The 19,603-nt window shown below is 69.8% G+C and carries 20 protein-coding genes; 12 read left to right on the top strand and 8 right to left on the bottom strand.

Annotated elements, in window-relative coordinates:
• Positions 1-41: 41 nt before the first annotated feature.
• The 4 genes from ASE44_RS13260 (at position 42) to ASE44_RS13275 (ending at position 3,743) form a co-directional block, all read left to right on the top strand.
• A complete protein-coding gene (locus ASE44_RS13260) occupies positions 42-971 on the top strand; it encodes an NAD-dependent epimerase/dehydratase family protein (RefSeq protein ID WP_056780533.1) in 930 nt (309 codons plus the stop codon).
• 116 nt (positions 972-1,087) lie between these two features.
• Positions 1,088-2,032, top strand: a complete 945-nt coding sequence (locus tag ASE44_RS13265) for a DnaJ domain-containing protein (RefSeq protein ID WP_056780535.1) — start codon at positions 1,088-1,090, stop codon at positions 2,030-2,032.
• 89 nt (positions 2,033-2,121) lie between these two features.
• On the top strand, positions 2,122-3,081 hold the full coding sequence (locus ASE44_RS18860; RefSeq protein WP_235522606.1) for a G5 domain-containing protein: 960 nt from the start codon (positions 2,122-2,124) through the stop codon (positions 3,079-3,081).
• A gap of 110 nt (positions 3,082-3,191) precedes the next feature.
• Entirely contained in the window at positions 3,192-3,743 is a 552-nt protein-coding gene (locus ASE44_RS13275; protein ID WP_056780537.1) for a type 1 glutamine amidotransferase domain-containing protein, read from the top strand.
• Positions 3,744-3,817: 74 nt separating this feature from the next.
• Here the strand turns inward: ASE44_RS13275 and ASE44_RS13280 are convergent, their stop codons facing one another.
• Entirely contained in the window at positions 3,818-4,081 is a 264-nt protein-coding gene (locus ASE44_RS13280; RefSeq protein ID WP_056010248.1) for a GlsB/YeaQ/YmgE family stress response membrane protein, read from the bottom strand.
• A 96-nt stretch (positions 4,082-4,177) separates the two neighbouring features.
• Positions 4,178-4,351: a CsbD family protein gene (locus ASE44_RS18250; protein WP_082456008.1), complete on the bottom strand. Its 174-nt coding sequence runs from the start codon at positions 4,349-4,351 to the stop codon at positions 4,178-4,180.
• A gap of 195 nt (positions 4,352-4,546) precedes the next feature.
• Between ASE44_RS18250 and ASE44_RS13285 the strand changes: the two genes are divergently transcribed.
• The gene (locus tag ASE44_RS13285; protein WP_056780540.1) at positions 4,547-5,629 is read left to right on the top strand and encodes an alpha/beta hydrolase; all 1,083 of its coding nucleotides are present in this window, start codon (positions 4,547-4,549) and stop codon (positions 5,627-5,629) included.
• A gap of 10 nt (positions 5,630-5,639) precedes the next feature.
• Here the strand turns inward: ASE44_RS13285 and ASE44_RS13290 are convergent, their stop codons facing one another.
• Complete coding sequence (locus ASE44_RS13290; RefSeq protein WP_157579949.1) at positions 5,640-6,548, bottom strand: hypothetical protein; 909 nt, start codon at positions 6,546-6,548, stop codon at positions 5,640-5,642.
• A 111-nt stretch (positions 6,549-6,659) separates the two neighbouring features.
• Positions 6,660-7,433: a 1-acyl-sn-glycerol-3-phosphate acyltransferase gene (locus ASE44_RS13295; RefSeq protein WP_056780545.1), complete on the bottom strand. Its 774-nt coding sequence runs from the start codon at positions 7,431-7,433 to the stop codon at positions 6,660-6,662.
• A 101-nt stretch (positions 7,434-7,534) separates the two neighbouring features.
• Between ASE44_RS13295 and ASE44_RS13300 the strand changes: the two genes are divergently transcribed.
• The 3 genes from ASE44_RS13300 to ASE44_RS13310 all read left to right on the top strand — a co-directional run bounded on the left by ASE44_RS13300 (position 7,535) and on the right by ASE44_RS13310 (position 10,319).
• Complete coding sequence (locus tag ASE44_RS13300; RefSeq protein ID WP_056010256.1) at positions 7,535-8,146, top strand: TetR/AcrR family transcriptional regulator; 612 nt, start codon at positions 7,535-7,537, stop codon at positions 8,144-8,146.
• 152 nt (positions 8,147-8,298) lie between these two features.
• Positions 8,299-8,745 (top strand): Fur family transcriptional regulator, encoded by a 447-nt coding sequence (locus ASE44_RS13305; protein ID WP_056010257.1) that lies wholly within the window; start codon positions 8,299-8,301, stop codon positions 8,743-8,745.
• 116 nt (positions 8,746-8,861) lie between these two features.
• Complete coding sequence (locus ASE44_RS13310; protein WP_056010260.1) at positions 8,862-10,319, top strand: catalase; 1,458 nt, start codon at positions 8,862-8,864, stop codon at positions 10,317-10,319.
• An 80-nt stretch (positions 10,320-10,399) separates the two neighbouring features.
• Here the strand turns inward: ASE44_RS13310 and ASE44_RS13315 are convergent, their stop codons facing one another.
• Together ASE44_RS13315 and ASE44_RS13320 are read right to left on the bottom strand one after the other, a co-directional pair.
• On the bottom strand, positions 10,400-10,612 hold the full coding sequence (locus tag ASE44_RS13315) for a hypothetical protein (protein ID WP_056010262.1): 213 nt from the start codon (positions 10,610-10,612) through the stop codon (positions 10,400-10,402).
• 106 nt (positions 10,613-10,718) lie between these two features.
• The gene (locus ASE44_RS13320; RefSeq protein WP_082456009.1) at positions 10,719-11,354 is read right to left on the bottom strand and encodes a uracil-DNA glycosylase; all 636 of its coding nucleotides are present in this window, start codon (positions 11,352-11,354) and stop codon (positions 10,719-10,721) included.
• A gap of 137 nt (positions 11,355-11,491) precedes the next feature.
• Between ASE44_RS13320 and ASE44_RS13325 the strand changes: the two genes are divergently transcribed.
• The 3 genes from ASE44_RS13325 (at position 11,492) to ASE44_RS13335 (ending at position 14,838) form a co-directional block, all read left to right on the top strand.
• The gene (locus ASE44_RS13325) at positions 11,492-12,970 is read left to right on the top strand and encodes an MFS transporter (RefSeq protein ID WP_056780551.1); all 1,479 of its coding nucleotides are present in this window, start codon (positions 11,492-11,494) and stop codon (positions 12,968-12,970) included.
• Positions 12,971-13,033: 63 nt separating this feature from the next.
• Positions 13,034-13,867, top strand: coding sequence for a siderophore-interacting protein (locus ASE44_RS13330; protein ID WP_056780553.1), 834 nt, complete (start codon positions 13,034-13,036; stop codon positions 13,865-13,867).
• Between the two features lie 101 nt (positions 13,868-13,968).
• The gene (locus ASE44_RS13335) at positions 13,969-14,838 is read left to right on the top strand and encodes a hypothetical protein (protein ID WP_056010270.1); all 870 of its coding nucleotides are present in this window, start codon (positions 13,969-13,971) and stop codon (positions 14,836-14,838) included.
• Between the two features lie 17 nt (positions 14,839-14,855).
• Here the strand turns inward: ASE44_RS13335 and ASE44_RS13340 are convergent, their stop codons facing one another.
• Positions 14,856-15,248 carry a (deoxy)nucleoside triphosphate pyrophosphohydrolase gene (locus ASE44_RS13340; protein ID WP_056010271.1) on the bottom strand — a complete coding sequence of 131 codons (393 nt, stop codon included), beginning with the start codon at positions 15,246-15,248 and terminating at the stop codon, positions 14,856-14,858.
• A 221-nt stretch (positions 15,249-15,469) separates the two neighbouring features.
• Here ASE44_RS13340 and ASE44_RS13345 point away from each other — a divergent pair, with 221 nt between their 5' ends.
• Entirely contained in the window at positions 15,470-19,003 is a 3,534-nt protein-coding gene (locus ASE44_RS13345; RefSeq protein WP_056780556.1) for a bifunctional RecB family nuclease/DEAD/DEAH box helicase, read from the top strand.
• Here the strand turns inward: ASE44_RS13345 and ASE44_RS13350 are convergent.
• Positions 18,981-19,601 (bottom strand): NAD(P)H-dependent oxidoreductase, encoded by a 621-nt coding sequence (locus ASE44_RS13350; protein WP_056780559.1) that lies wholly within the window; start codon positions 19,599-19,601, stop codon positions 18,981-18,983. The genes ASE44_RS13345 and ASE44_RS13350 overlap by 23 nt on opposite strands.
• Between the last annotated feature and the right edge of the window lie 2 nt (positions 19,602-19,603).

Consider the following 19,603-nt stretch of genomic DNA (forward strand, 5'->3'; position numbering starts at 1 on the left):
AACTGGGACGACGAACCGCGTCGCTCAGAATCGAGACCAGCATGAGCACCACCCACGTCATCCTCGGCGGCAACGGCGTCATCGGACGGGAGACCGCGCAAGCGCTCCTCGCGACCGGCGTATCCGTCGGCTCGGTCGGCCGCCGGGCGTCCACGGTGCCGGGCGTCACCTCGGTCATCGCCGACCTCCTCGATCGGGATGCGGTCAGGACCGCGCTCGACGGAGCGGACGTCGCCTACCTCACCGCTGGTCTGCCCTACTCCGCCGCTCTCTGGGAGCAGCGCTGGCCCCGCATCGTCGAGAACGTCATCGAGGCGGCAGTGGCGACCGGGACGCACCTCGTCTCCCTCGACAACGTCTATGCGTACGGCGCGGTGGATGGCCCGATGACGGAGGGGACTCCGCTGGCACCCGTCAGCCGGAAGGGCCGGGTCCGTGCTCGTGCTGCGGCCGCGCTCGCAGCGGCGGTGGCGGAACGCGGTCTGGTCTCGACGGTGGGACGGAGCGCCGACTTCTTCGGCCCCGGTGCATCGACCAGTGTGTTCAACAGCTTCGGGATCGACCCGATCGCCGCAGGACGGCCGGGCACCTGGCTGTACGACGCCGACCTGCCGCACTCGCTCACCTACACCCCCGATGTCGGTCGTGGACTGGCCATCCTCGGCACGGACGCCGCCGCGCGCGGACGCCTCTGGCACCTGCCCACCGGTCCGGCGCTGACAGGACGCGACTACCTCCGTCTCGCCGGAGGGCATGACCGCCCGATCAAGATCATGGGTGCGGCCATGATGCGGATCGGGTCCCTCTTCAACGCCGGTGCGCGCGAGACGCGCGAGATGAGCTACCAGTACACGGCTCCGTACCGGTTCGACTCCAGTGCGTTCGAGCTCGCCTTCGGCGTGCGACCGACGCCGATCGCCGATGCCGTCGCCGAGACCGTCCGAGCCGCCGGTGCCGGTGTCCGGGCCTGAGCGGAGGGCACCCGGGTGGCACGCTCGGCGAGCGGCACTTCGGCGCTCTGCCAGCTGACCGCGATAGTCTCCCGTGTCGGAGACACCGACCCCGCCGACGAAAGCGACCACCCTCGATGCCGGAGAGCCCACTCTCAGCCAGCCCGTACGAGGTGCTCGGTGTGAGCACGACGGCGTCGCAGGACGAGCTCCGTCGGGCGTATCGTCGGCTGATGCGCGAGACGCATCCCGACCTCGGCGGCAGCGCGCGGCAGTTCAACGCGGTGCAACTGGCCTGGGAGCGCGTCGGCACGGTCGAGGATCGAGCCGCGTACGACCGCGGTCGGAGCGTCCCGTCCGGCGGCGTCGACGCGGACGACGAGCCCACCTGGTCCGCGTCCACCACCGGTCGCTCCGGCACCCAGCGGGCGGACTCCCGTCCTCGAGCGCGGGCCTACGGGCACCCCGGCGGCGACTCACGGGAGGCCTATCTCGAGCTCATCAGGGAGTGGGTCGGCCGTGGCGTCCCACTCGACGACCCCTACGACCCCAAGCTCGTCCGCTCCGCCCCGCGCGAGATCCGACACCAGCTCGCCAACGCACTGGCGGAGGAGCAGACGGCTCGCACGGTGGCGACGCTCGGCATCGGGTACACCGTGTGGCACGACGTCCTGGCTCCCGGCGAGGCGAAGATCGATCACGTGGTCCTCGGCCCGACCGGGCTGTTCGCGGTGAAGTCCGAGGACTGGGGCGGGCCGGTGAGCGTGCATCGTGGTGAGGTCGTCGGCGAGACGCTCGGCGTCCGAGAGGAGCCCGTGCGTTCGATCGTCCGCTCGGCGCGCACGGTCGCGAAGGCGGCCCGCGTGAAGTTCACCGCCTCGGTCATCGTCGTACCCGACGGCGCCGTCGAGGAGTCCGTCGAGTTCATCGGCCGGAAGCATCCCGTCACCGTCCTCGTGGAGCGATCGCGCCTCGCCGACCTGCTCCGTACCGGCCTTCCGGGCATCGAGCGCATGGGTGGCAACCAGCTGTTCGACATCCGCACCAGGCTCCAGCAGACCGTCCGTTTCGTCGGCGTCTGAACCGCGCAGCACGACACCCGTGGGCGAAACCCCCCACCGCCCCACTCGGGGTTCTTGTGCGGATGGGCGCCAGGCCCCACCATCAGGGCATGAGCACTCCATCCGGCTGGTATCCCGATCCTGAACGACCAGGCGGTCAGCGGTGGTGGACCGGTTTCGCCTGGGGTGGGGCGCGATTCCCGGCGACGATGCCCGACAACGCGACTGCGACGTCCACCGCCGCTGCGACCGGGTCGCCCGTCGAGAACCGTCCGAGCAGACTCCGGCCCCTGCACGTCCTCCTGATCTGCCTCGTCGTCGCGCTGGTGCTGCTCAGCGCGATCGGCGGTGCGTTCTGGGGCGCCCTGCTCGCGCTCGTCGCCATCGCCGCGGCGGTCGTCGGCGTGGTCGCGCTCGTCCGCGGTCACGCCAGCCGGCTCGGCATCCGGAACCGGGGTACCGCGCTCGCCGTGGTCGCCGCAGCCCTCTGCCTCGTCGTGGTCGGTGGCGGTGCGAGTGCTGCGACGCTTCCGGCGTCAGACCGGCCTGCGGCCCTGCTGACGGCTCAAGACGTGGCCACCCCCGCTCCGAAGCGGACCCCGGTGGCGACCCCGACACCGACCGACATCGTGACCGAGGTCACTGAGGTCATCGCGGTGCCGTTCACGGCGACGGAGGTGCAGGACCCGAACCTCGACGTCGGTCAGGTCATCGTCACCACCGTCGGGGTCGACGGTCAGCAGACGAACACCTACCGTGTGACGACACGGGCCGGCGCGGAGATCGCGCGGGAGCTCGTCGCCCAGGTCGTGTCGGTCGAACCGGTGGCGCAGGTGACCTCGGTCGGCACCCGGCAACCCGCGCCCGTGGCTCCCGCACCCGTCGCCGACCCGGTCGGAGGCGGCTGCGACCCGAACTACGAGGGGCAGTGCGTCCCGATCGCGAGCGACGTCGACTGCGCCGGCGGCAGTGGGAACGGACCGGCCTACACGCCGGGACCGGTGTACGTCGTCGGAAGCGACGTGTACGACCTCGACCGTGACGGGGATGGCATCGCCTGCGACGCCTGAGCAAGCCCGTTCGCGCTCGGCGGAAGGTCGGGCCGTCGATCCAGGCCCGAGCGTATCGTCGCTGACGGGTCGCCGGACGGCGCCCCTGACGCTGATGGATTGGAGCGACGATGAGTGCAGAACTCGACGGCAAGCAGGTGGCCTTCCTCCTGACGGACGGCTACGAGGACAGCGAACTGACCAGCCCGTGGGAGGCGGTCACCGCTGCAGGCGCCACGGCCCGACTGGTCTCCCCCGCGACGCAGGACGTGACCGGCAAGAACGGGCACGTCCAGCCGGTCGACGTGGCCGTCGCCGAGGCGTCCTCCGGTGACTACCACGCGCTCGTGCTCCCGGGTGGTGTCGTCAACGCCGACGACCTCCGCCTGGACGAGGCCTCGATCGCCTTCGCGAAGGCCTTCTTCGAGCAGGGCAAGCCGGTCGGTGTGATCTGCCACGGTGCATGGATCCTCGTCGAGGCCGATGTCGTCCGCGGCCGTGAACTGACGAGCTACGCGAGCCTCAAGACGGACCTGCGCAACGCGGGGGCCTCGTGGGTGGACGAGGAGGTCGTCGTCGACCAGGGTCTGGTGTCGAGCCGGACGCCCGACGACCTCCCGGCCTTCAACGCGAAGCTGGTCGAGGAGATCGGTGAAGGGGAGCACGAGGGTCAGCACGCCTGAGCGCGAGACCCCACCACCGACGAACGCCCGGCCCCTCGAGAGGGACCGGGCGTTCGCGTGCTGTGAGGCTGTCGTTACGCCTTCTTGTTGCGGGTCAGTGCGCCGTAGATGAGGAGCACGACGATGGAACCGCCGATGGCGAGGAGCCACGTCTGCAGCGAGAAGAACTCCTGGAGGTTCGCGCCGAAGAGGAGGCCGCCGAGCCAACCACCGAGCAGTGCCCCGACGACACCGAGCAGCAGCGTGATCAACCAGCCGCCGCCCTGACGACCCGGAAGGATGGCCTTGGCGATGGCGCCGGCGATGAGGCCGAGCAGCAGGAAGCCGAGAAAACTCATGATGTCTCCAAATGTGATTGCTGGATCGAGCGGGGTGCCGACCGATCGTGGTGCTACCCCCGCCGGTGAGCGGGGCCAGCCACTGTATCGCGAGGACTAGTTCTTGAAGACGTCCTTGACATTCTCGCCGGCCTTCTTGGCGTCGGCCTTGGTCTGGTCGGCCTTGCCCTCTGCGACCTTGCTGTCGTCGCCGGTGATCTTGCCGAGGGCTTCCTTCGCCTTGCCCGCGAGGTCTTCAGCGGCGTTCTGGATCTTGTCCGATGCACTCATGGCGTACTCCTTCTTCTGCGTTGGAAACCGGCGGTGATGACCGGTTCATGAAGTAGGACGCAGCCTGGGGCGCATTCGTCACGGAATCCGTCGAAAACCTTCGGCGGCACCGTCGGCGCGCTGACGGATGCGACACTTGATGTTCGTGTTCCGCCAGGCAGTGCCGCCGTCCAGACCCGCCAGGAGGTGAATCGCTTGAGGACAGACCGCCCTCGTTCCGGCTTCTCGCGATTCCTGCGCATCGTCCGCAACACCATGTTCTGGATCATCGGCGTGATCCTCGCCATCGCCGTGCTCATCTTCGTCTGGCTGCAACTGACGCCCTGGCCGGGGTCGATGGTCATCCGGATGGCGTTCGACGAGCGGGCGAAGGTCGTGCAGTCGGACCTCGAGAGGTACGTGCCGGACGGTGTCGACGTGCGACGCGACATCCCGTACCGCTCCGGCGACGCCGACGCCCTCCTCGACGTCTACACCCCCGACGGTGTCCGCGGGAGTGGCGCTGCACTCCCGACCATCGTCTGGGTGCACGGCGGCGCCTGGATCTCCGGCAGCAAGGAACTCATCTCCAACTACATGCGCGTGCTCGCCGGCGAGGGGTACACGGCGATCGCGGTGGAGTACACGATCGCGCCGGAGGGCCAGTATCCGCTGCCGATCGAGCAGGTCGCCGACTCCCTCGGCTACCTCGACGCCAATGCGCGGGCGCTCAACGTCGACTCCTCCAAGCTCATCCTCGCCGGTGACTCCGCCGGTGCGCAGATCGCCGCGCAGGTCGCGAACGTCGTCACGAGCTCCGAGTACGCCAGCTCGATCGAGGTCGAGTCACCCATCGAACCGGAACAACTGGCCGGCGTCGTGTTGGCCTGCGGCGCGTACGACCTCAGCCTGGTCAACGCCGAAGGCAGCTTCGGGTGGTTCCTCGACACCGTGCTGTGGTCCTACTTCGGCGCGCGCGACTACAAGACGCGGCCGGAGGTCGCCTCAGCGTCGGTCGTCGACTACCTGACGGCGAAGTACCCGCCGACGTACATCACGGTCGGCAACTGGGACCCGCTCTACCCGCAGTCGGTCGAGTTCAAGGAGAGACTCCAGGGCCTCGGGGTCGACGTGCAGTCCATGATCTTCAACCCGGACTACCGGCCCGGGCTCGAGCACGAGTACCAGTTCCTGCTCAACGACCAGGGGCGGTTCAACCTGCAGCGCATGGACGCCTTCATCGACGGCGTCACCGACACGAGCCTCCCCTACGGACAGCAGGGTCCGCCCGTCCGCTGACGAAGCCGGGTCAGGGAAGGCGGATGCGCTCGCCATCCTCGACGAGACGGCCGTGGAGCACCGCCTGGTCGAGCGTCAGATCCAGCCAGCGCCGAGCGGTCTCACCGAGGCGGCCGTAGCCGAGGACCGAGGCCGCCTGCATGGGCAGCTGCTCGCGGTCCACCTCCTGCTCGGGGCTCGCGGCGATGACGAGTTCCATGGCGTTGCAGATCTCGGCGGGGCTGATGTCCGTCACCGCACGGTGGTCGCGATGGACGACCCGGCGGACACCGCGCCAGGTGACGACGTCGAGTCCGGTGGGCCAGGCGAACCCGTTCTGCACGACGAACGCCTCGGTCACCAGCGCGGACAGCTCCGTCCGGGTGTCCTCCGACAGCCGGTCCACGCCGAAGCGGCGGGCGACGATCGACACGAGCCGTGGGACGGCGATGGGCCCTTCCGTCGACAGGATCGCTGCTGCGATCCTGGTGACGGCCGCTTTCGTGAGTTCCAGGTTGTCGAGGACCGAGGCGGGCCCGATCACGGAGTCGTCGGCGAGTTCGAAGTCGGTGATGGCGACGCTCAGCGGGACGACGGGGGCCGACGCCGTGACGGGGAGGGCGACCGGGTCCATGAATGGCACCGACTGCTGGCCGGTGGCGGTGTCGGACGCCGTGTCGGCGGTGGGGGCCGGCGTCGGCGGGAGCTCCGTGGCGTCCCGAGTCGCCGATCCGGCGGGTGCCGTCGGGGCGGAGGCCGGACCGGTCGACGCATCGGGTGTCCGTCCGGAGGCGGTGGGCTGCGGCTCCGACGAGGGCGACGGGTCGGCCGCGGACGGTGCCGTCGTCGACTCCTCGCTCAGCGCGCGTTCGGCCCGTTCACGCCAGGACTTGGGGAGCCAGGACGACTTCGCCACGAAGCCGTTCCACCCGCGACTCACGGTGTCACCGTCCACGCACGGCACGGGGCGGCGGAGCGACGGTGCTCCACGGGGAGGGTCTGCGAGGTCAGAGGTGGCACCTCCACAGGATAGACCGCGGCGGACGTGGGCTCAGCTCGCCGACTGCCGACGCGCCTCGCGTCGACGTTCGCGTTCGAGGTCGGCCGCGGCGGCTTCGGCGGGTGTCGGTGCCGTGCCGCCGAGCGAGCGAGGCTGCCACCAGGCTCCGGTTCCGTCGACCGGGTAGTCGCGCTGCAGCACGTCGATCATGCTCTGCAGCCGGTCGCGCAGCTGTTCGGTGCTCGTGGCGACGTCGTCCTCGGGGTGGACCTGGATCGGCTCACCGAAGGAGAAGTGCACCGGCACACCGAAGCGCTCGCGGAAGCCGACCTTGTGGTTCTTCGTGAGGAGCCGGTGGCCACCCCAGACGGCGACGGGGATGATCGGGACGCCCGCCTCCTGGGCGAGGCGGACGGCGCCGGACTTCAGCTCGCGGACGGTGAACGAGGCGCTGACGCCCGCCTCCGGGAAGACCCCGACGAGTTCTCCGCTGCGGAGTGCCGCGACGGCGTTCGCATAGGCGGCACCTCCGGCGCGCATGTCGACGGCGATGTGACGCATGCTTCGCAGGAGTCGGCCGACCAAGGGCTTGTCGAACGCGCCCTGCTTGGCCATGAAGCGGATGCGACGCCGGTTGTGGAGCACGGTCGCCCACTCGACGAGGGCGAACTCGAGGTACCCGAAGTGGGTCATCGCGATCACCGCCCCGCCGTCGTCAGGCAGGTGTTCGATACCGGTGGTGTGACGGCGCAGGCGCCAGACACCGAACAGGGAGCGACCGACACCGACGGCGGTGTCGTATACGGGCTCGATGGGGCGTCTCATGGCGATACCGTACGACAGACACCTGGGGAACTGCCGGAGTGGGACCGGAGGCTGAGATCCGGTCCGTCTCGCGACGACCGACCGGGCGATACGATCGCGGGATGACGTCAACGCAGACCGGCCGCCCCCGTGGCAGCTACGCCAAGACGGCGGCCAGACGCCGGGAGATCCTCGAGGCGGGCATGGACGTCTTCGCCGAACAGGGCTTCCGCAGTGGTTCCCTCCGTGAGGTCGCGGAGCGCGTCGGCATGAGCCAGGCCGGTCTGCTCCACCACTTCTCGACCAAGAACGACCTGCTCGCCGCGATCCTCGACTTCCGCGATGACCGTGACCGTGAGCAGTCCGCGATCGAGATCGGCAGCGGTCTCGAGGGCATCCGGGGGCTGTTGCGTCTCGTCGAGCACAACATGCGCGTGCCGGGTCTCGTCGAACTCCACTGCGTCCTCTCCGCGGAGGCGACGTCGCCGGATCACCCGGCACACGATCACTTCGTACGGCGGTACAGCTGGCTGATCGACGGCATGACCCTCTCGTTCCAGGTGATGGCCCGCGAGGGCCAGCTGGCGCCGGGTGTCGAGCCGGCGAGTGCGGCGCGCATGCTCATCGCGATGATGGACGGTCTGCAGTTGCAATGGCTGCTCGATCGCGACGCCGTGGACATGGCTGAGGAGACGCGCCGCTCGCTGCGCCCGCTGCTCACCGTCGAGTTGTAGAGGCTCACCGCTCCACAGCCTCCGCGCTTCTCCACAATCTCTTTGCCCGCCCGCTGCATCGAATATCAGATATTAGAGTGGTGGGGGCTGCGGGAAGACCTGAGGGGAAGCCTTATTTTGATAAATTCAAAACAACTCGATACGGTGGAGGCATGAACGGATCGGTGGTGGCGTCGGCGGCGAGCGACTTCAACGCCAAGATCCGGGCCGCCGGTCTGCGCGTGACCACCGGGCGCCTCGCCGTGCTCGAGATCCTCGCCAAGACACCGCACGCCGACGTGGAGCAGGTGGTGGCGAGCCTCCGGCCTCGCGCTCCGCAGACGTCTCCGCAGGCGGTCTACAGCGTCCTCAACGCCTTCGTGGCCGCCGGACTGGTGCGTCGCATCGAGCCCGACGGCCATCCGGGTCGCTACGAGCTGCGCGTCGACGACAACCATCACCACCTGGTCTGCAGCTCGTGCGGCGCGGTCGTCGACGTCGACTGCACGAAGGGGTCGGCTCCGTGCCTCCACCCCGACGACACGGCGGGATACGTCGTCGACGCCGCCGAGATCACGTTCTGGGGCGTGTGCCCCGCGTGCCAGGCGGATGCGTCCTGACGCCGTTCCACAGATCATTCGACGGCACTTCCATGCCGATCGTCAGCTGGCACCGACATGGTGGCAGTGCTGAAGCCAACCGACCGTCCGACCAGCCCCACCCCTCGAGGAGAGACATGTCCGAGCCCAGCTACACCACCACCAACAGCGGAGCGCCCGTCGCCAGCGACGAGCACTCCCAGAGTGTCGGCGCCGACGGAGCGATCGCACTCCACGACCACTACCTGGTCGAGAAGCTCGCCCAGTTCAACCGGGAGCGCGTGCCGGAGCGCGTCGTCCACGCGAAGGGTGGTGGGGCCTTCGGTCGCTTCGTCACGACCGGAGACGTCTCCCAGTACACCCGCGCGGCGCTGTTCCAGCCGGGCGTCGAGACCGAGATGCTCGCCCGCTTCTCCACCGTCGCCGGCGAGCAGGGCAGCCCGGACACCTGGCGCGACCCCCGCGGGTTCGCCCTGAAGTTCTACACGAGCGAAGGCAACTACGACCTCGTGGGCAACAACACGCCCGTCTTCTTCATCCGCGACGGCATCAAGTTCCCCGACTTCATCCGCTCGCAGAAGCGCCTGCCGGGGTCGCACCTCCGCGACCACGACATGCAGTGGGACTTCTGGACCCTCTCGCCAGAGAGTGCCCACCAGGTGACGTGGCTCATGGGCGACCGGGGTCTGCCGGGCTCGTGGCGGCACATGGACGGCTTCGGTTCGCACACCTACCAGTGGATCAACGCGAGCGGTGAGCGCTTCTGGGTGAAGTACCACTTCAAGACCGATCAGGGCATCGAGATCCTCACGCAGGACCAGGCCGACCAGATCGCCGGTGAGGACGCCGACTTCCACATCCGCGACCTCTCCGAGGCCATCACCCGCGGCGAGCACCCCAGCTGGACCCTGTCCGTGCAGGTCATGCCGTACGCCGATGCCGCGAACTACCGGTTCAACCCGTTCGACCTCACCAAGGTCTGGCCGCACAGCGACTACCCGCTGATCGAGGTCGGGAAGATGACGCTCGACCGCAACCCGGAGAACTACTTCGCCCAGATCGAGCAGGCGACCTTCGCGCCGTCGAACTTCGTCCCCGGCATCGCGGCGAGCCCCGACAAGATGCTCCTGGCGCGCATCTTCAGCTACGCGGACGCCCACCGGTACCGCGTCGGCACCAACCACGCGCAGCTGCCGGTCAACGCCCCGCACTCGCCCGTGCACTCCTACTCGAAGGAAGGGGCGATGACGTACACCTTCAACGACGCGAACGCCCCGGTGTACGCGCCGAACTCGGTCGGCGGAGCCCACGCCGACCCGGCCCGCGCGGCCGAGTCCTCCGGTTGGCAGTCCGACGGCGAGCTCGTCCGGGCGGCCGCGACGCTCCACGCCGAGGACGACGACTTCGGGCAGGCGGGCACCCTCGTCCGCGAGGTGCTCGACGATGCAGCCCGCGATCGCCTCGTCGGCAACATCATCGGCCACGTCTCCAAGGTGACCCGCCCGGACCTCCGGGCCCGGGTCATCGCCTACTGGACCGCCGTCGACCAGACGCTCGGCGCGCGCGTCTCGGCAGGACTCCCGCCGCTCGTCTAGAGCGAGGGGCTTCACGCAGACGGACGGTCGTCATCCCTGAGGGGTGACGACCGTCCGTCTGTCGGTCCGTGTCCGGTGGGTCAGACGCCCATGGGGCCCCCGCCGCGTCGCGGCTCGCCGCCCGTGCCCTGCGCGAGGGCCTTCGCCCGTTCGCGCTCGTGCTCGGTGTCGGCGTCGTGCGAACGGTAGGCGTCGTCTGTCCGAGCCGCACGGTCGCGCCGCACGACGTACCAGACGGCGCCGACCGCCAGGAGGGCGATGACGATCAGGATCGCGATGGTTCCGATGTCCATGTGCTCTTCCTCTCCTCGTCCACTCGACGCTAGCAAGCGCTCAGACGTACGCAACCCCCTCGCCGACCGGGGCGAGGGGGTTGCGGATGGATCGGTGCGCGGGACGCTAGCCGGCGACCTGCTTGGCGCGCGCGAAGACCTTCTCGATCTCCTCGCGACGACCAGGCTGCTTCAGCGACAACGGTGACGGGTGCGGCGCGTTGAACGCGCTGTAGGTGTTCCCGAGCAGTGGCTCGACGTGCTTCCACCAACCGTCCTGGGCGTGCGGACCGCAGAGGACCACGACGCGGAGGTTGCGGAGCAGCGGGAGCAGTGCGCGCAACTCCATGGCACCCTGGGCGACCTCGGGGGCGTTCGGCTTCTTGCGTCCGGCGCTCAGGTACCACGGGACGATGTTCCAGACCATGACGTCGTCGAAACCGATGTCGTTCCGCAGGTTCCAGAGACTCTCGGCGACCGGGTCGTCGTTGTCGACCGAGGCGAACCCCGATCCAGGTGCGTCGAGGCTGTCCGGAGCGAGGGTGCCCGGGGCGTCGAGGAGGATGAGGGTCTTCGCGTTGACGGCTGCATCGGCCGGGTCGACGAGCGGGAGCACGAGGTCGCTCTGCCGCCGTCCCCGGCGGGCCATCATCGCGTCCGCCCAGTCGCGCAGCGGCGCGAGTGCCGGCGACTCGGCCAGCATGCGGTGTCGTTCGGCCAGTTCGTCCGGGTCCTGCAGCCCTCGCGGGGCGTCCATGTGCATCTTCCGAGCGTAGCCCGTGACGGGAGTCTCGTCATCGTCTGAAGGCGTTCCAACCCCGGAACCGGCGACGAGGACGGTGAAATCCGTGCTCGTCAACCGGGGGTGAGGACCGTCGAGCCGGGCATAGGCTGACCAGGATGACCACCGAGCCCACCGCCCCCGACGACCGGACCAAGTGGCGCGCCTTCGCGGTCTGCGTCTCCGTCGCCGCCCTCACGATCCTCGACCTCTCGAAGGTGAACGTCGGCCTCCCGTCCATCGAGCAGGCCCTCGACGCCGGTCCGACCGCACTGCAGCTGATCGTCGCCGGGTACGCCTTAGCGTTCGGTCTGATCCTCGTGCCCGCCGGTCGCTACGGCGACCTGCACTCCCGTCGACAGATGTTCATGATCGGCCTGAGCGTGTTCGGTGCTGCGAGCCTCGTGTGCGCGATCGCCCCGAGCGTCGCCATCCTGATCGGCGGGCGGATCCTGCAGGGCGTCGCCGCTGGATTCCTCATGCCGCAGGTGATCGGGCTCATCCAGCAGCTCTTCGTGGGCAAGGAGCGCGGACGCGCCTTCGGGCTCTTCGGCGCCATCATCGGCCTGTCGACGGCGTTCGGTCCGACGCTCGGTGGCCTGCTCATCGCCGTCGGCGGCCCGGAGGACGGCTGGCGCCTGCTCTTCTGGATGAACGTGCCGCTGGCGATCATCCTGCTGCCGATCGCCGCCCGCCTGCTGCCCAAGCAGCAGCCACGTGAGGCGGGGGCCGGTTCGCTCGACCCCGTCGGCATCGTGCTCCTCGGTCTCGCGGTGCTGTCGCTCATGCTGCCCTTCGTGCTGACGACGGGTTCGCCGGACGACGACCCGGCACGCTGGTGGCTCCTCCTCGGGTTCGCCGTGTTCGCCGGCCTGTTCGCCTGGTGGGAGGGTCGGTACCAGCGCGCCGGACAGACGCCCGTCGTCGACTTCTCGCTCTTCTCCCTCGGCAGCTACCGCAACGGCGTCCTCATCTCGACGACGTACTTCGCGGCCATGCCGGCCACCTTCCTCACCCTCACGCTGTTCGTCCAGCAGGGCCTCGGCCTCGAACCCGTCTTCGCTGGCATGATCACGATCCCCTTCGCGCTCGCCTCGGCGGTCAGCTCCTGGTTGAGCGGCCGGGTCGTCGACAAGCTCGGACGTCCGCTCGTCGTGGGCGGGCTCGTGTTGGTGGTGGTCGGCTTCACCCTGAACTCGGTGCTCGCGTTCATCACTCCCCCGGAGGTCACCCCGTACGCCATGGGTGCGGCGATGCTCCTGGCGGGCATCGGTGGCGGAGCCGTGATCTCGCCGAACCAGACGCTGATGCTCGCGGACATCCCGGTCGCGTCCGGCGGTGTCGCCGGGTCCATCGGTCAGCTCGGTCAGCGGATCGGCACCGCGGTCGGGCTCGCGGCGGCGACGGCGACCTTCTACGCGACGGTGTACTCGGAGAACGGCGGCGGTGCTTCGGGCGCCTCGCTCGACGTCTACCACGACGCCTACCGCAACAGCACCATCGTCACGATCGGCTTCGTCGTGATCGCCCTGGTCTTCGCGCTGCTCGACACGCGGTCCCGCAAGGCGGCCGATGTCGACTCAGGACCTTCGAAGTAAGGGTCACCTGAGTTAGGGTTACCTCAGTAGCGGCTGACGGGGTCGCTGGACGGAGGAGACCGGATGGCGCGGACGAACGCTGAGGCGTCGAGGATCAAGCCCGAGGCGGCGCGCCTGTTGACCCTCCGGGTGCTGCGGCGGGCGACGATCTCCCCGAACTTCGCCCGGGTCACGCTCGGCGGTGGAGACATCGCCGACTTCGCCTTCCTCGGCTACGACCAGTGGTTCCGCTTCTTCATCCCCGTCTCGGACGGCGGCCTCGATCGGCTCCCGACCAAGCTCGACATGATCGCCTACGCGAAGTACCTGGCGATCTCGAAGTCGGTCAGGCCGGTGCTGCGCAACTACACCGTCCGCGACTACCGCGCGGACGGACCGGAGGGTCCGGAACTCGACGTCGACTTCGTCATCCACGGCGCGGCAGCCGACGGGACCGCCGGACCCGCGGCCGGCTGGGCGCAGACGTGCCGACCGGGAGACCCGGTCGCGCTGCTCGACGAGGGTCGGATGTTCAACCCGCCGCCCGGCACGGACCGGATCGTGCTCGTCGCCGATGAGACGGGATTGCCCGCCGTCGCCGGGATCCTCGCGCACCTTCCGGCCGACACGATCGGGACCGCGATCGTCGAGGTGCCGTCGGCAGCGGATGTCCAGACGCTCGAGGCGCCCTCCGGGGTCGAGGTCCGATGGGTCGTCCGGGACGATGTGCATGCCGTCCCCGGCCGCGGGGCGCTCGCGGCGGCGGAAGCCCTCGAGGCGCCGGGCCCGTCGGCGTACGGATGGGTCGTGGGCGAGCAAGCGCTCGCCGCGGCGGTGCGTCGCTTCTGGGTCCGCAGCGGCACGCCCAAGGAACGCGTCATGTTCTGCGGGTATTGGAAGGTCGGCAAGGCGCACTGATCACCGGCATCGATCGTCCGAGTTCCGGAAAAACTCAGTTGATCGACCGAATACGGGGTGTCCCCGATGCTGGAGGAGCCAGGCTCGACTAGCCTCACGACATGCCCTCTCCCGCCGGCTCAGCCGGAAACACCATCGGCGCGCTGCCGATCGGTGCGGTCGCAGGGCTCAGGCGTCCGGGCTCGATGCGCTCGAGCACGGCCGACGTCGAGGATGTCCGCACGGATGCCGTCTCCACCGAGGACGGACGGCGATCGCCCGGGCCGCTCGCCACCTGGGACGGTGTCCGCTCGCGGTTCCAACCCGGCGAGGAACTCACCTTCGACGAGCGGTACCGCTACGCTCAGCTCCCGCTCATCGACGCCGACCATCCGCTGGCGCTCGCAGCCAGTCCCGATGGCAGCTACCGGGCCGGTCGCTACGTGGAACCACGCGTCGCCGTCGTCGTGCCCGTGCCGGTGGAGCGGTTGTTCGTCGACCCCATCTTCCTGAGCTACGAGGCGGACCTCGCCTCCGCGCCGTTCGCCGCGAAGCTCGCGCGAGGCATCGAGCTGCGTCGCGCCCACCGGCTGCATGCCACGCTCGCCTCCGTCGACGCCTCCGACGACCTCCTCACCGGTCTCCGATCGGCGGTCGGCGCGTTCGCTCCGTTCCGAGCCAGACTCGCCGGACCCGTGATCGGCGGCTTCAATCGCGGCCGCTGTTACCTCCCGGCCACCGCTGACGCCTTCGAACCGATCCAGCGGGCGGTCGGCGGACGTGCCGTCCCGCTCGTGGGGGTCGGCATGCACCACTTCCGGGACGAGCTCGACCCGGCGGAGACGGCCGCGCTCGCGGCCTTCCTGGAACGCTGGCAGGACGCGACCCTGTTCGAGTGGACGGTCGACGAACTGGCGGTCACCTCGACCCACGACGATCTGGTGCTCAGTGGCCGCACCCTGGCCCGGATCCCGTTGCGGGCTGGGGCCTGACACGTCGGACCGTCGACTCAGCCGTCGGTGAGCAGCCGGACCATGGGGAGGTCCGGCGACGCCCAGTCCAGCTCGGCCAAGCGGTTCCGCGGCACCCACCGCAGTTCATCGTGATCGGTGCTGCTCACCGGTGGACCATCGCGGAAGGTGACGGCGTAACACGCCAGATCGATCCGCAGTGCGCCGACCGCGACGACGGATCGGTCGAGGAGACGACCGACGGAGACATCGGCTCCGAGTTCCTCCTGCAGCTCCCGCGCGAGGGCCTCCTCGGGGCGTTCGCCGGCCTCGACCTTGCCTCCGGGGAACTCCCACCGGCCGCCCGAGGACCGCTCAGGGGAGCGCCGGCACGCGAAGACGGTGTCGCCCTGGGAGGCGACGCCCGCGACGACCTCGATCGTGGTGACCATACCGGTCCGACCCCCTCGCTCGTGTCGTCGTCGGAGACTCCAGGGTAGGGGACCCGGCGCTCGGGTCGGCGCGACCGTGCTCCCCAGGGAGGCGTCGCACGGCGTCCGCTCATGGCGTCGCGGACGGGCGGCCGCGGGTCGGTGGTGCGTGCCAGACTGACAGCGATCGGGGGCGATGGTCCCCCGCCGCAGCGTCGTCTCGAAAGGCACCCACCGCACCGATGTTCCTCCTCGACGGTTCCGCCATCACGAGTGCCAGCGACCTCTCCAACGCGTCGTATTGCGAATTCGCCTTCCTGCGCTCCATCGACGCGAAGCTCGATCGCATCGACCCGATCGAGGAGCCCGAGGACGAGATGCTCATGCGCACCTCGAAGCTGGGCGATCAACACGAACTCCGTGTGCTCGAGTCCTACCGGGCGGAGTTCGGCGCAGGCGTGGTCGAGCTCGAGCGCCCCGACGTCCGCGACGCCGGGGCGCTCGCCGCCGCCGTCGCGTCGACGCTCGCAGCCTTCCGTGCCGGCGCACCGATCGTCTTCCAGGCCGCGTTCTTCGACGGCTCGTTCATCGGCTTCGCCGACTTCATCGTCCGCAGGCCCGACGGCCGGTACCGGGTACAAGACACCAAGCTGGCCCGCTCTCCGAAGGTGACGGCGCTGTTGCAGCTCGCGGCCTACGTGGAACAACTCAGCGCTGCCGGGGTGCCGGTCGACGACGATGTCGACCTCATCCTGGGCGACGGGACGATCAGCACGCACGCCGTCGCCGACATCCTCCCGGTCTACCGGCGTCGCCGCGCACGGCTCGTGCAGATCGTCGCGGAGCGGCTGCAGGACACGGACGCGGTGCAGTGGGGCGACCAGCGGTACAGCGTTTGCGGACGTTGTGCCTGGTGCGACGCGGAGATCACCGCGTCACGCGACGTCCTGCTGGTGGCCGGTCTCCGGCTGACCCAGCGCGACCGCCTGTTGGCCGCCGGGATCCACACCATCGACGACCTCGCCACCCTCGCCCTCACCGGGTCGGCCCCCGGCGGCGCGTTCCACGGGCACCCGGCCACCGGTGGCGGCACCGTCGACGGGGTGTCGGAGACGACGCTCGCGGCCCTGAGGGATCAAGCCCGTCTGCAACTCGAACCCACCTCGGAGCCCGGCGTCCCGGCATTCCACGTCCACGACGCCGCGGCACTCGGGCTCCTCCCGCAGCCCGATCCCGGCGACATCTTCTTCGACTTCGAGGGAGACCCGCTGTACACGGAGGGCGAGCCGGGCGACGCCCGCCGAGGCGATCGCACCCGCTGGGGCATCGACTACCTGTTCGGGCTGGTCGACACCGACGGCGTCTTCCGATCCTGGTGGGCTCACGACTTCCACGAGGAGCGCATCGCGTTCATCCACTTCCTCGAGTACCTCACCGCCCGCCGGGCGGAGTACCCGGGCATGCACGTCTACCACTACGCGGCCTACGAACGGACGCACCTGCTCGCCCTGGCCGCCAGACACGGCGTCGGCGAGCAGGTCATCGACGACCTCCTGCGGGAGGCCGTGCTCTTCGACCTCTACCCGTTCGTCCGCAAGACGGTCCGTGTCGGCTCCCGGTCGTACTCGATCAAGAAGCTCGAACCCCTCTACATGGGCGACGACCACCGCGACAGCGAGGTCACCAATGCGGCCGCGTCGATCACCGAGTACGCCGACGCCCGCGAGCTCAGCCGCAGCGACGACCCGGCGCTCATCGCGGAGGGCGAGCGCAAACTGGCGGAGATCGCCGAGTACAACGAGTACGACTGCGAGTCCACGCGCCGACTCCGCAACTGGCTCCTCGCCCTGGGCGAGGAGCGGGGCGTGCTCCCCGGCACCTTCGTGAACGATGCGCCGGAGCCGCTCATCGACGACCCGACGCCCCTGCACGACGCCCTGACTGCCCTGGCCGGCGACCCGCTCGACCCCGGACGTTCCGACGACGCGGCGGCGTATGCCCTGGCTGCAGCCGCGATCGACTACCACCGTCGGGAACACAAGTCGTTCTGGCAGGAGCACTTCTCACGGCTCATCGCCGCGCGCGACGACTGGGAGGACACCCGCAACGTCTTCACGGTCACCGCGGGCGAGGTCGAGCGCGACTGGTTCCGGGAGGGGCGGCAGCGGAGCGATCGCCGGCACGTCCGCCTCTTCGGCCGCTGGGCTCCCGGCAGCAGCGTGAAGGTCGGCGCCGACCCCTTCGCCGTCTACGAGTACCCGGGCCCGTACACGGTCACCCGCGCCGAGCCCGGCTCCCGTCCAGCCGGGCAGATCACCGTGCTCGAGGTCGACGACGATTCCGTGCTCATCCAGGAGACGCTGAAGGCCGACCGGGATCCCTACACCGAGCTGCCGGTGGCGCTCACGCCGTCTCCCCCGCCCCGGCCTGGGACGCAGGTCGACGCCATCGCCGAATGGGGGCAGGCCATCGTCGACGCATCGCCCGACTGGCCGAGCGACGGTGTCGTCGACATCCTCCGCCGCCGGCCGCCGCGCACCGGTTCGGGTGGTCCGCTCCCCCACCACGGCGACCGCGAGACGATCGCGGACGTCACCGCCGCCCTGCTCGACCTCGACGACTCAGCGCTCGCCGTCCAGGGTCCACCAGGGACGGGCAAGACCTACGTCGCTTCGCACGTCATCACCGCGCTGGTGCAGCAGCACGGGTGGCGTGTCGGCGTGGTGGCCCAGTCGCACGACGTCGTGGAGAACCTGCTCGAACGCATCGTGAAGGCCGGCCTCGCCCCGGGCCTCGTGGCGAAGACGCTGCGGACCGGTGCCGACCCGGACGCCGACCGCGGCTACACGATCCTGCCGTCCAACGGCCACGCGGCCTACGCGGACGAGCAGGCCGGCGGGTTCGTCGTGGGCGGGACCGCCTGGGACTTCAGCAACCCCAACCGGTTCCCACGCCGGTCACTCGACCTGCTGGTCGTCGACGAAGCGGGTCAGTTCTCCCTGGCCTACACGATCGCGGCGAGCGTCGCTGCCCGGAACCTGCTGCTCCTCGGCGATCCACAACAGCTCCCCCAGGTGAGCCAGGGGACGCATCCGGAGCCCATCGACACCTCCGCCCTCGGGTTCGTGGCCGATGGACGAGACGTCCTGCCACCGGAACTCGGCTACTTCCTCCACGAGACCTGGCGGATGGACGCGGCGGTCACCGAGCCGGTCTCGCGCCTGTCGTACGGCGGTGAGCTGCGGTCGGCGGCCGCCACGGCGAACCGCCGTCTCGTCGGCTGCGAGCCAGGCCTCCACATCGTCGACGTCCGTCACGTCGGCAACGCCACGAGCTCGGTCGAGGAGGCCGAACGCGTCGTCGAGCTCGTCCGCTCGAGCATCGGCCTGCTCTGGACCGACCCCGACTCCCGCCGCTCGGACTCACCCTTGACGCAAGCCGACATCATCGTGGTCTGCCCGTACAACGCACATGTGGCGGTGGTGCGCGAGGCTCTCGACCAGGCCGGGTTCGGCACCGTCCGGGTCGGAACGGTCGACAAGTTCCAAGGCCAGGAGGCGGTCATCGCGATCGTGACCCTGGCCGCGTCCGCGCCGGCCGAGGTACCGCGCGGGATGTCGTTCCTCCTGATGAAGAACCGGTTGAACGTCGGCATCTCGCGGGCGCAGTGGGCGGCTTACCTCGTCTCCTCCCCCGCGCTCACCGAGTACCTCCCGACGACCCCGGAGGGCGTCGCCGAGCTCAGTGCCTTCATCAGGCTCGTGGACGGGCACTGAGCGACGCTGCCGACGAGCCCAGGTCGCTCGCGGGCCGACGCGAGGCGTCCGCGCTCCCGAGCCGGGCCGCCTTCGCGATCCACGCCTGTCGTCGCGCGTCGCTCGACCCCTTGACCGGGCCGAACCGGCTCGCTGCGACGGACCGGATCCCGCAGAACCGGAGGGTCGTGGTGCGGAGCTGCTTCACGGTCGTGTCCCCCACCAGCGGGAGATACCACCATGGCGAGTCGGTCGTGACGATCACGCGGCCCGAACGCCCCGTGAGCAGTCCCTCGGGAAGCCCGTTGTCCTTCGTCCGGTAGGCGCGACGCGGCAGCAGGACCCGATCGAAGAAGCCCTTGAGCAGCGCCGGGACGGAGCCCCACCAGACCGGGGCCACGACGACGAGGTGGTCTGCGGCCAGGATCTGCTGCCACGCGAGCTCGAGGTCGGGCTCCAGTTCCTGCCGGTGGGTGTAGCCGAGCCGCAGGTTCGGATCGAATGCGAGGTCGCGGACGGCGAGGACCGTCGCGTCGCCGTGGGCATCCGCATACGCCGACGCCAGAGCGGCGCACAGGGAGTCGGGATTGGGGTGGCCGTCGATGACGAGGGTGGTCATGG

It is taken from the genome of Plantibacter sp. Leaf1 (genome assembly GCF_001421315.1).
GTDB lineage: Bacteria > Actinomycetota > Actinomycetes > Actinomycetales > Microbacteriaceae > Plantibacter.

Bases quoted from the DNA above. Each gene is read 5' to 3' on its own strand.
- ASE44_RS13260 (WP_056780533.1), top strand. From the start codon at position 42: ATGAGCACCACCCACGTCATCCTCGGCGGCAACGGCGTCATCGGACGG.
- ASE44_RS13265 (WP_056780535.1), top strand. From the start codon at position 1,088: ATGCCGGAGAGCCCACTCTCAGCCAGCCCGTACGAGGTGCTCGGTGTG.
- ASE44_RS18860 (WP_235522606.1), top strand. From the start codon at position 2,122: ATGAGCACTCCATCCGGCTGGTATCCCGATCCTGAACGACCAGGCGGT.
- ASE44_RS13275 (WP_056780537.1), top strand. From the start codon at position 3,192: ATGAGTGCAGAACTCGACGGCAAGCAGGTGGCCTTCCTCCTGACGGAC.
- ASE44_RS13280 (WP_056010248.1), bottom strand. From the start codon at position 4,081: ATGAGTTTTCTCGGCTTCCTGCTGCTCGGCCTCATCGCCGGCGCCATC.
- ASE44_RS18250 (WP_082456008.1), bottom strand. From the start codon at position 4,351: ATGAGTGCATCGGACAAGATCCAGAACGCCGCTGAAGACCTCGCGGGC.
- ASE44_RS13295 (WP_056780545.1), bottom strand. From the start codon at position 7,433: ATGAGACGCCCCATCGAGCCCGTATACGACACCGCCGTCGGTGTCGGT.
- ASE44_RS13300 (WP_056010256.1), top strand. From the start codon at position 7,535: ATGACGTCAACGCAGACCGGCCGCCCCCGTGGCAGCTACGCCAAGACG.
- ASE44_RS13305 (WP_056010257.1), top strand. From the start codon at position 8,299: ATGAACGGATCGGTGGTGGCGTCGGCGGCGAGCGACTTCAACGCCAAG.
- ASE44_RS13310 (WP_056010260.1), top strand. From the start codon at position 8,862: ATGTCCGAGCCCAGCTACACCACCACCAACAGCGGAGCGCCCGTCGCC.
- ASE44_RS13315 (WP_056010262.1), bottom strand. From the start codon at position 10,612: ATGGACATCGGAACCATCGCGATCCTGATCGTCATCGCCCTCCTGGCG.
- ASE44_RS13320 (WP_082456009.1), bottom strand. From the start codon at position 11,354: ATGCACATGGACGCCCCGCGAGGGCTGCAGGACCCGGACGAACTGGCC.
- ASE44_RS13325 (WP_056780551.1), top strand. From the start codon at position 11,492: ATGACCACCGAGCCCACCGCCCCCGACGACCGGACCAAGTGGCGCGCC.
- ASE44_RS13330 (WP_056780553.1), top strand. From the start codon at position 13,034: ATGGCGCGGACGAACGCTGAGGCGTCGAGGATCAAGCCCGAGGCGGCG.
- ASE44_RS13335 (WP_056010270.1), top strand. From the start codon at position 13,969: ATGCCCTCTCCCGCCGGCTCAGCCGGAAACACCATCGGCGCGCTGCCG.
- ASE44_RS13340 (WP_056010271.1), bottom strand. From the start codon at position 15,248: ATGGTCACCACGATCGAGGTCGTCGCGGGCGTCGCCTCCCAGGGCGAC.
- ASE44_RS13345 (WP_056780556.1), top strand. From the start codon at position 15,470: ATGTTCCTCCTCGACGGTTCCGCCATCACGAGTGCCAGCGACCTCTCC.
- ASE44_RS13350 (WP_056780559.1), bottom strand. From the start codon at position 19,601: ATGACCACCCTCGTCATCGACGGCCACCCCAATCCCGACTCCCTGTGC.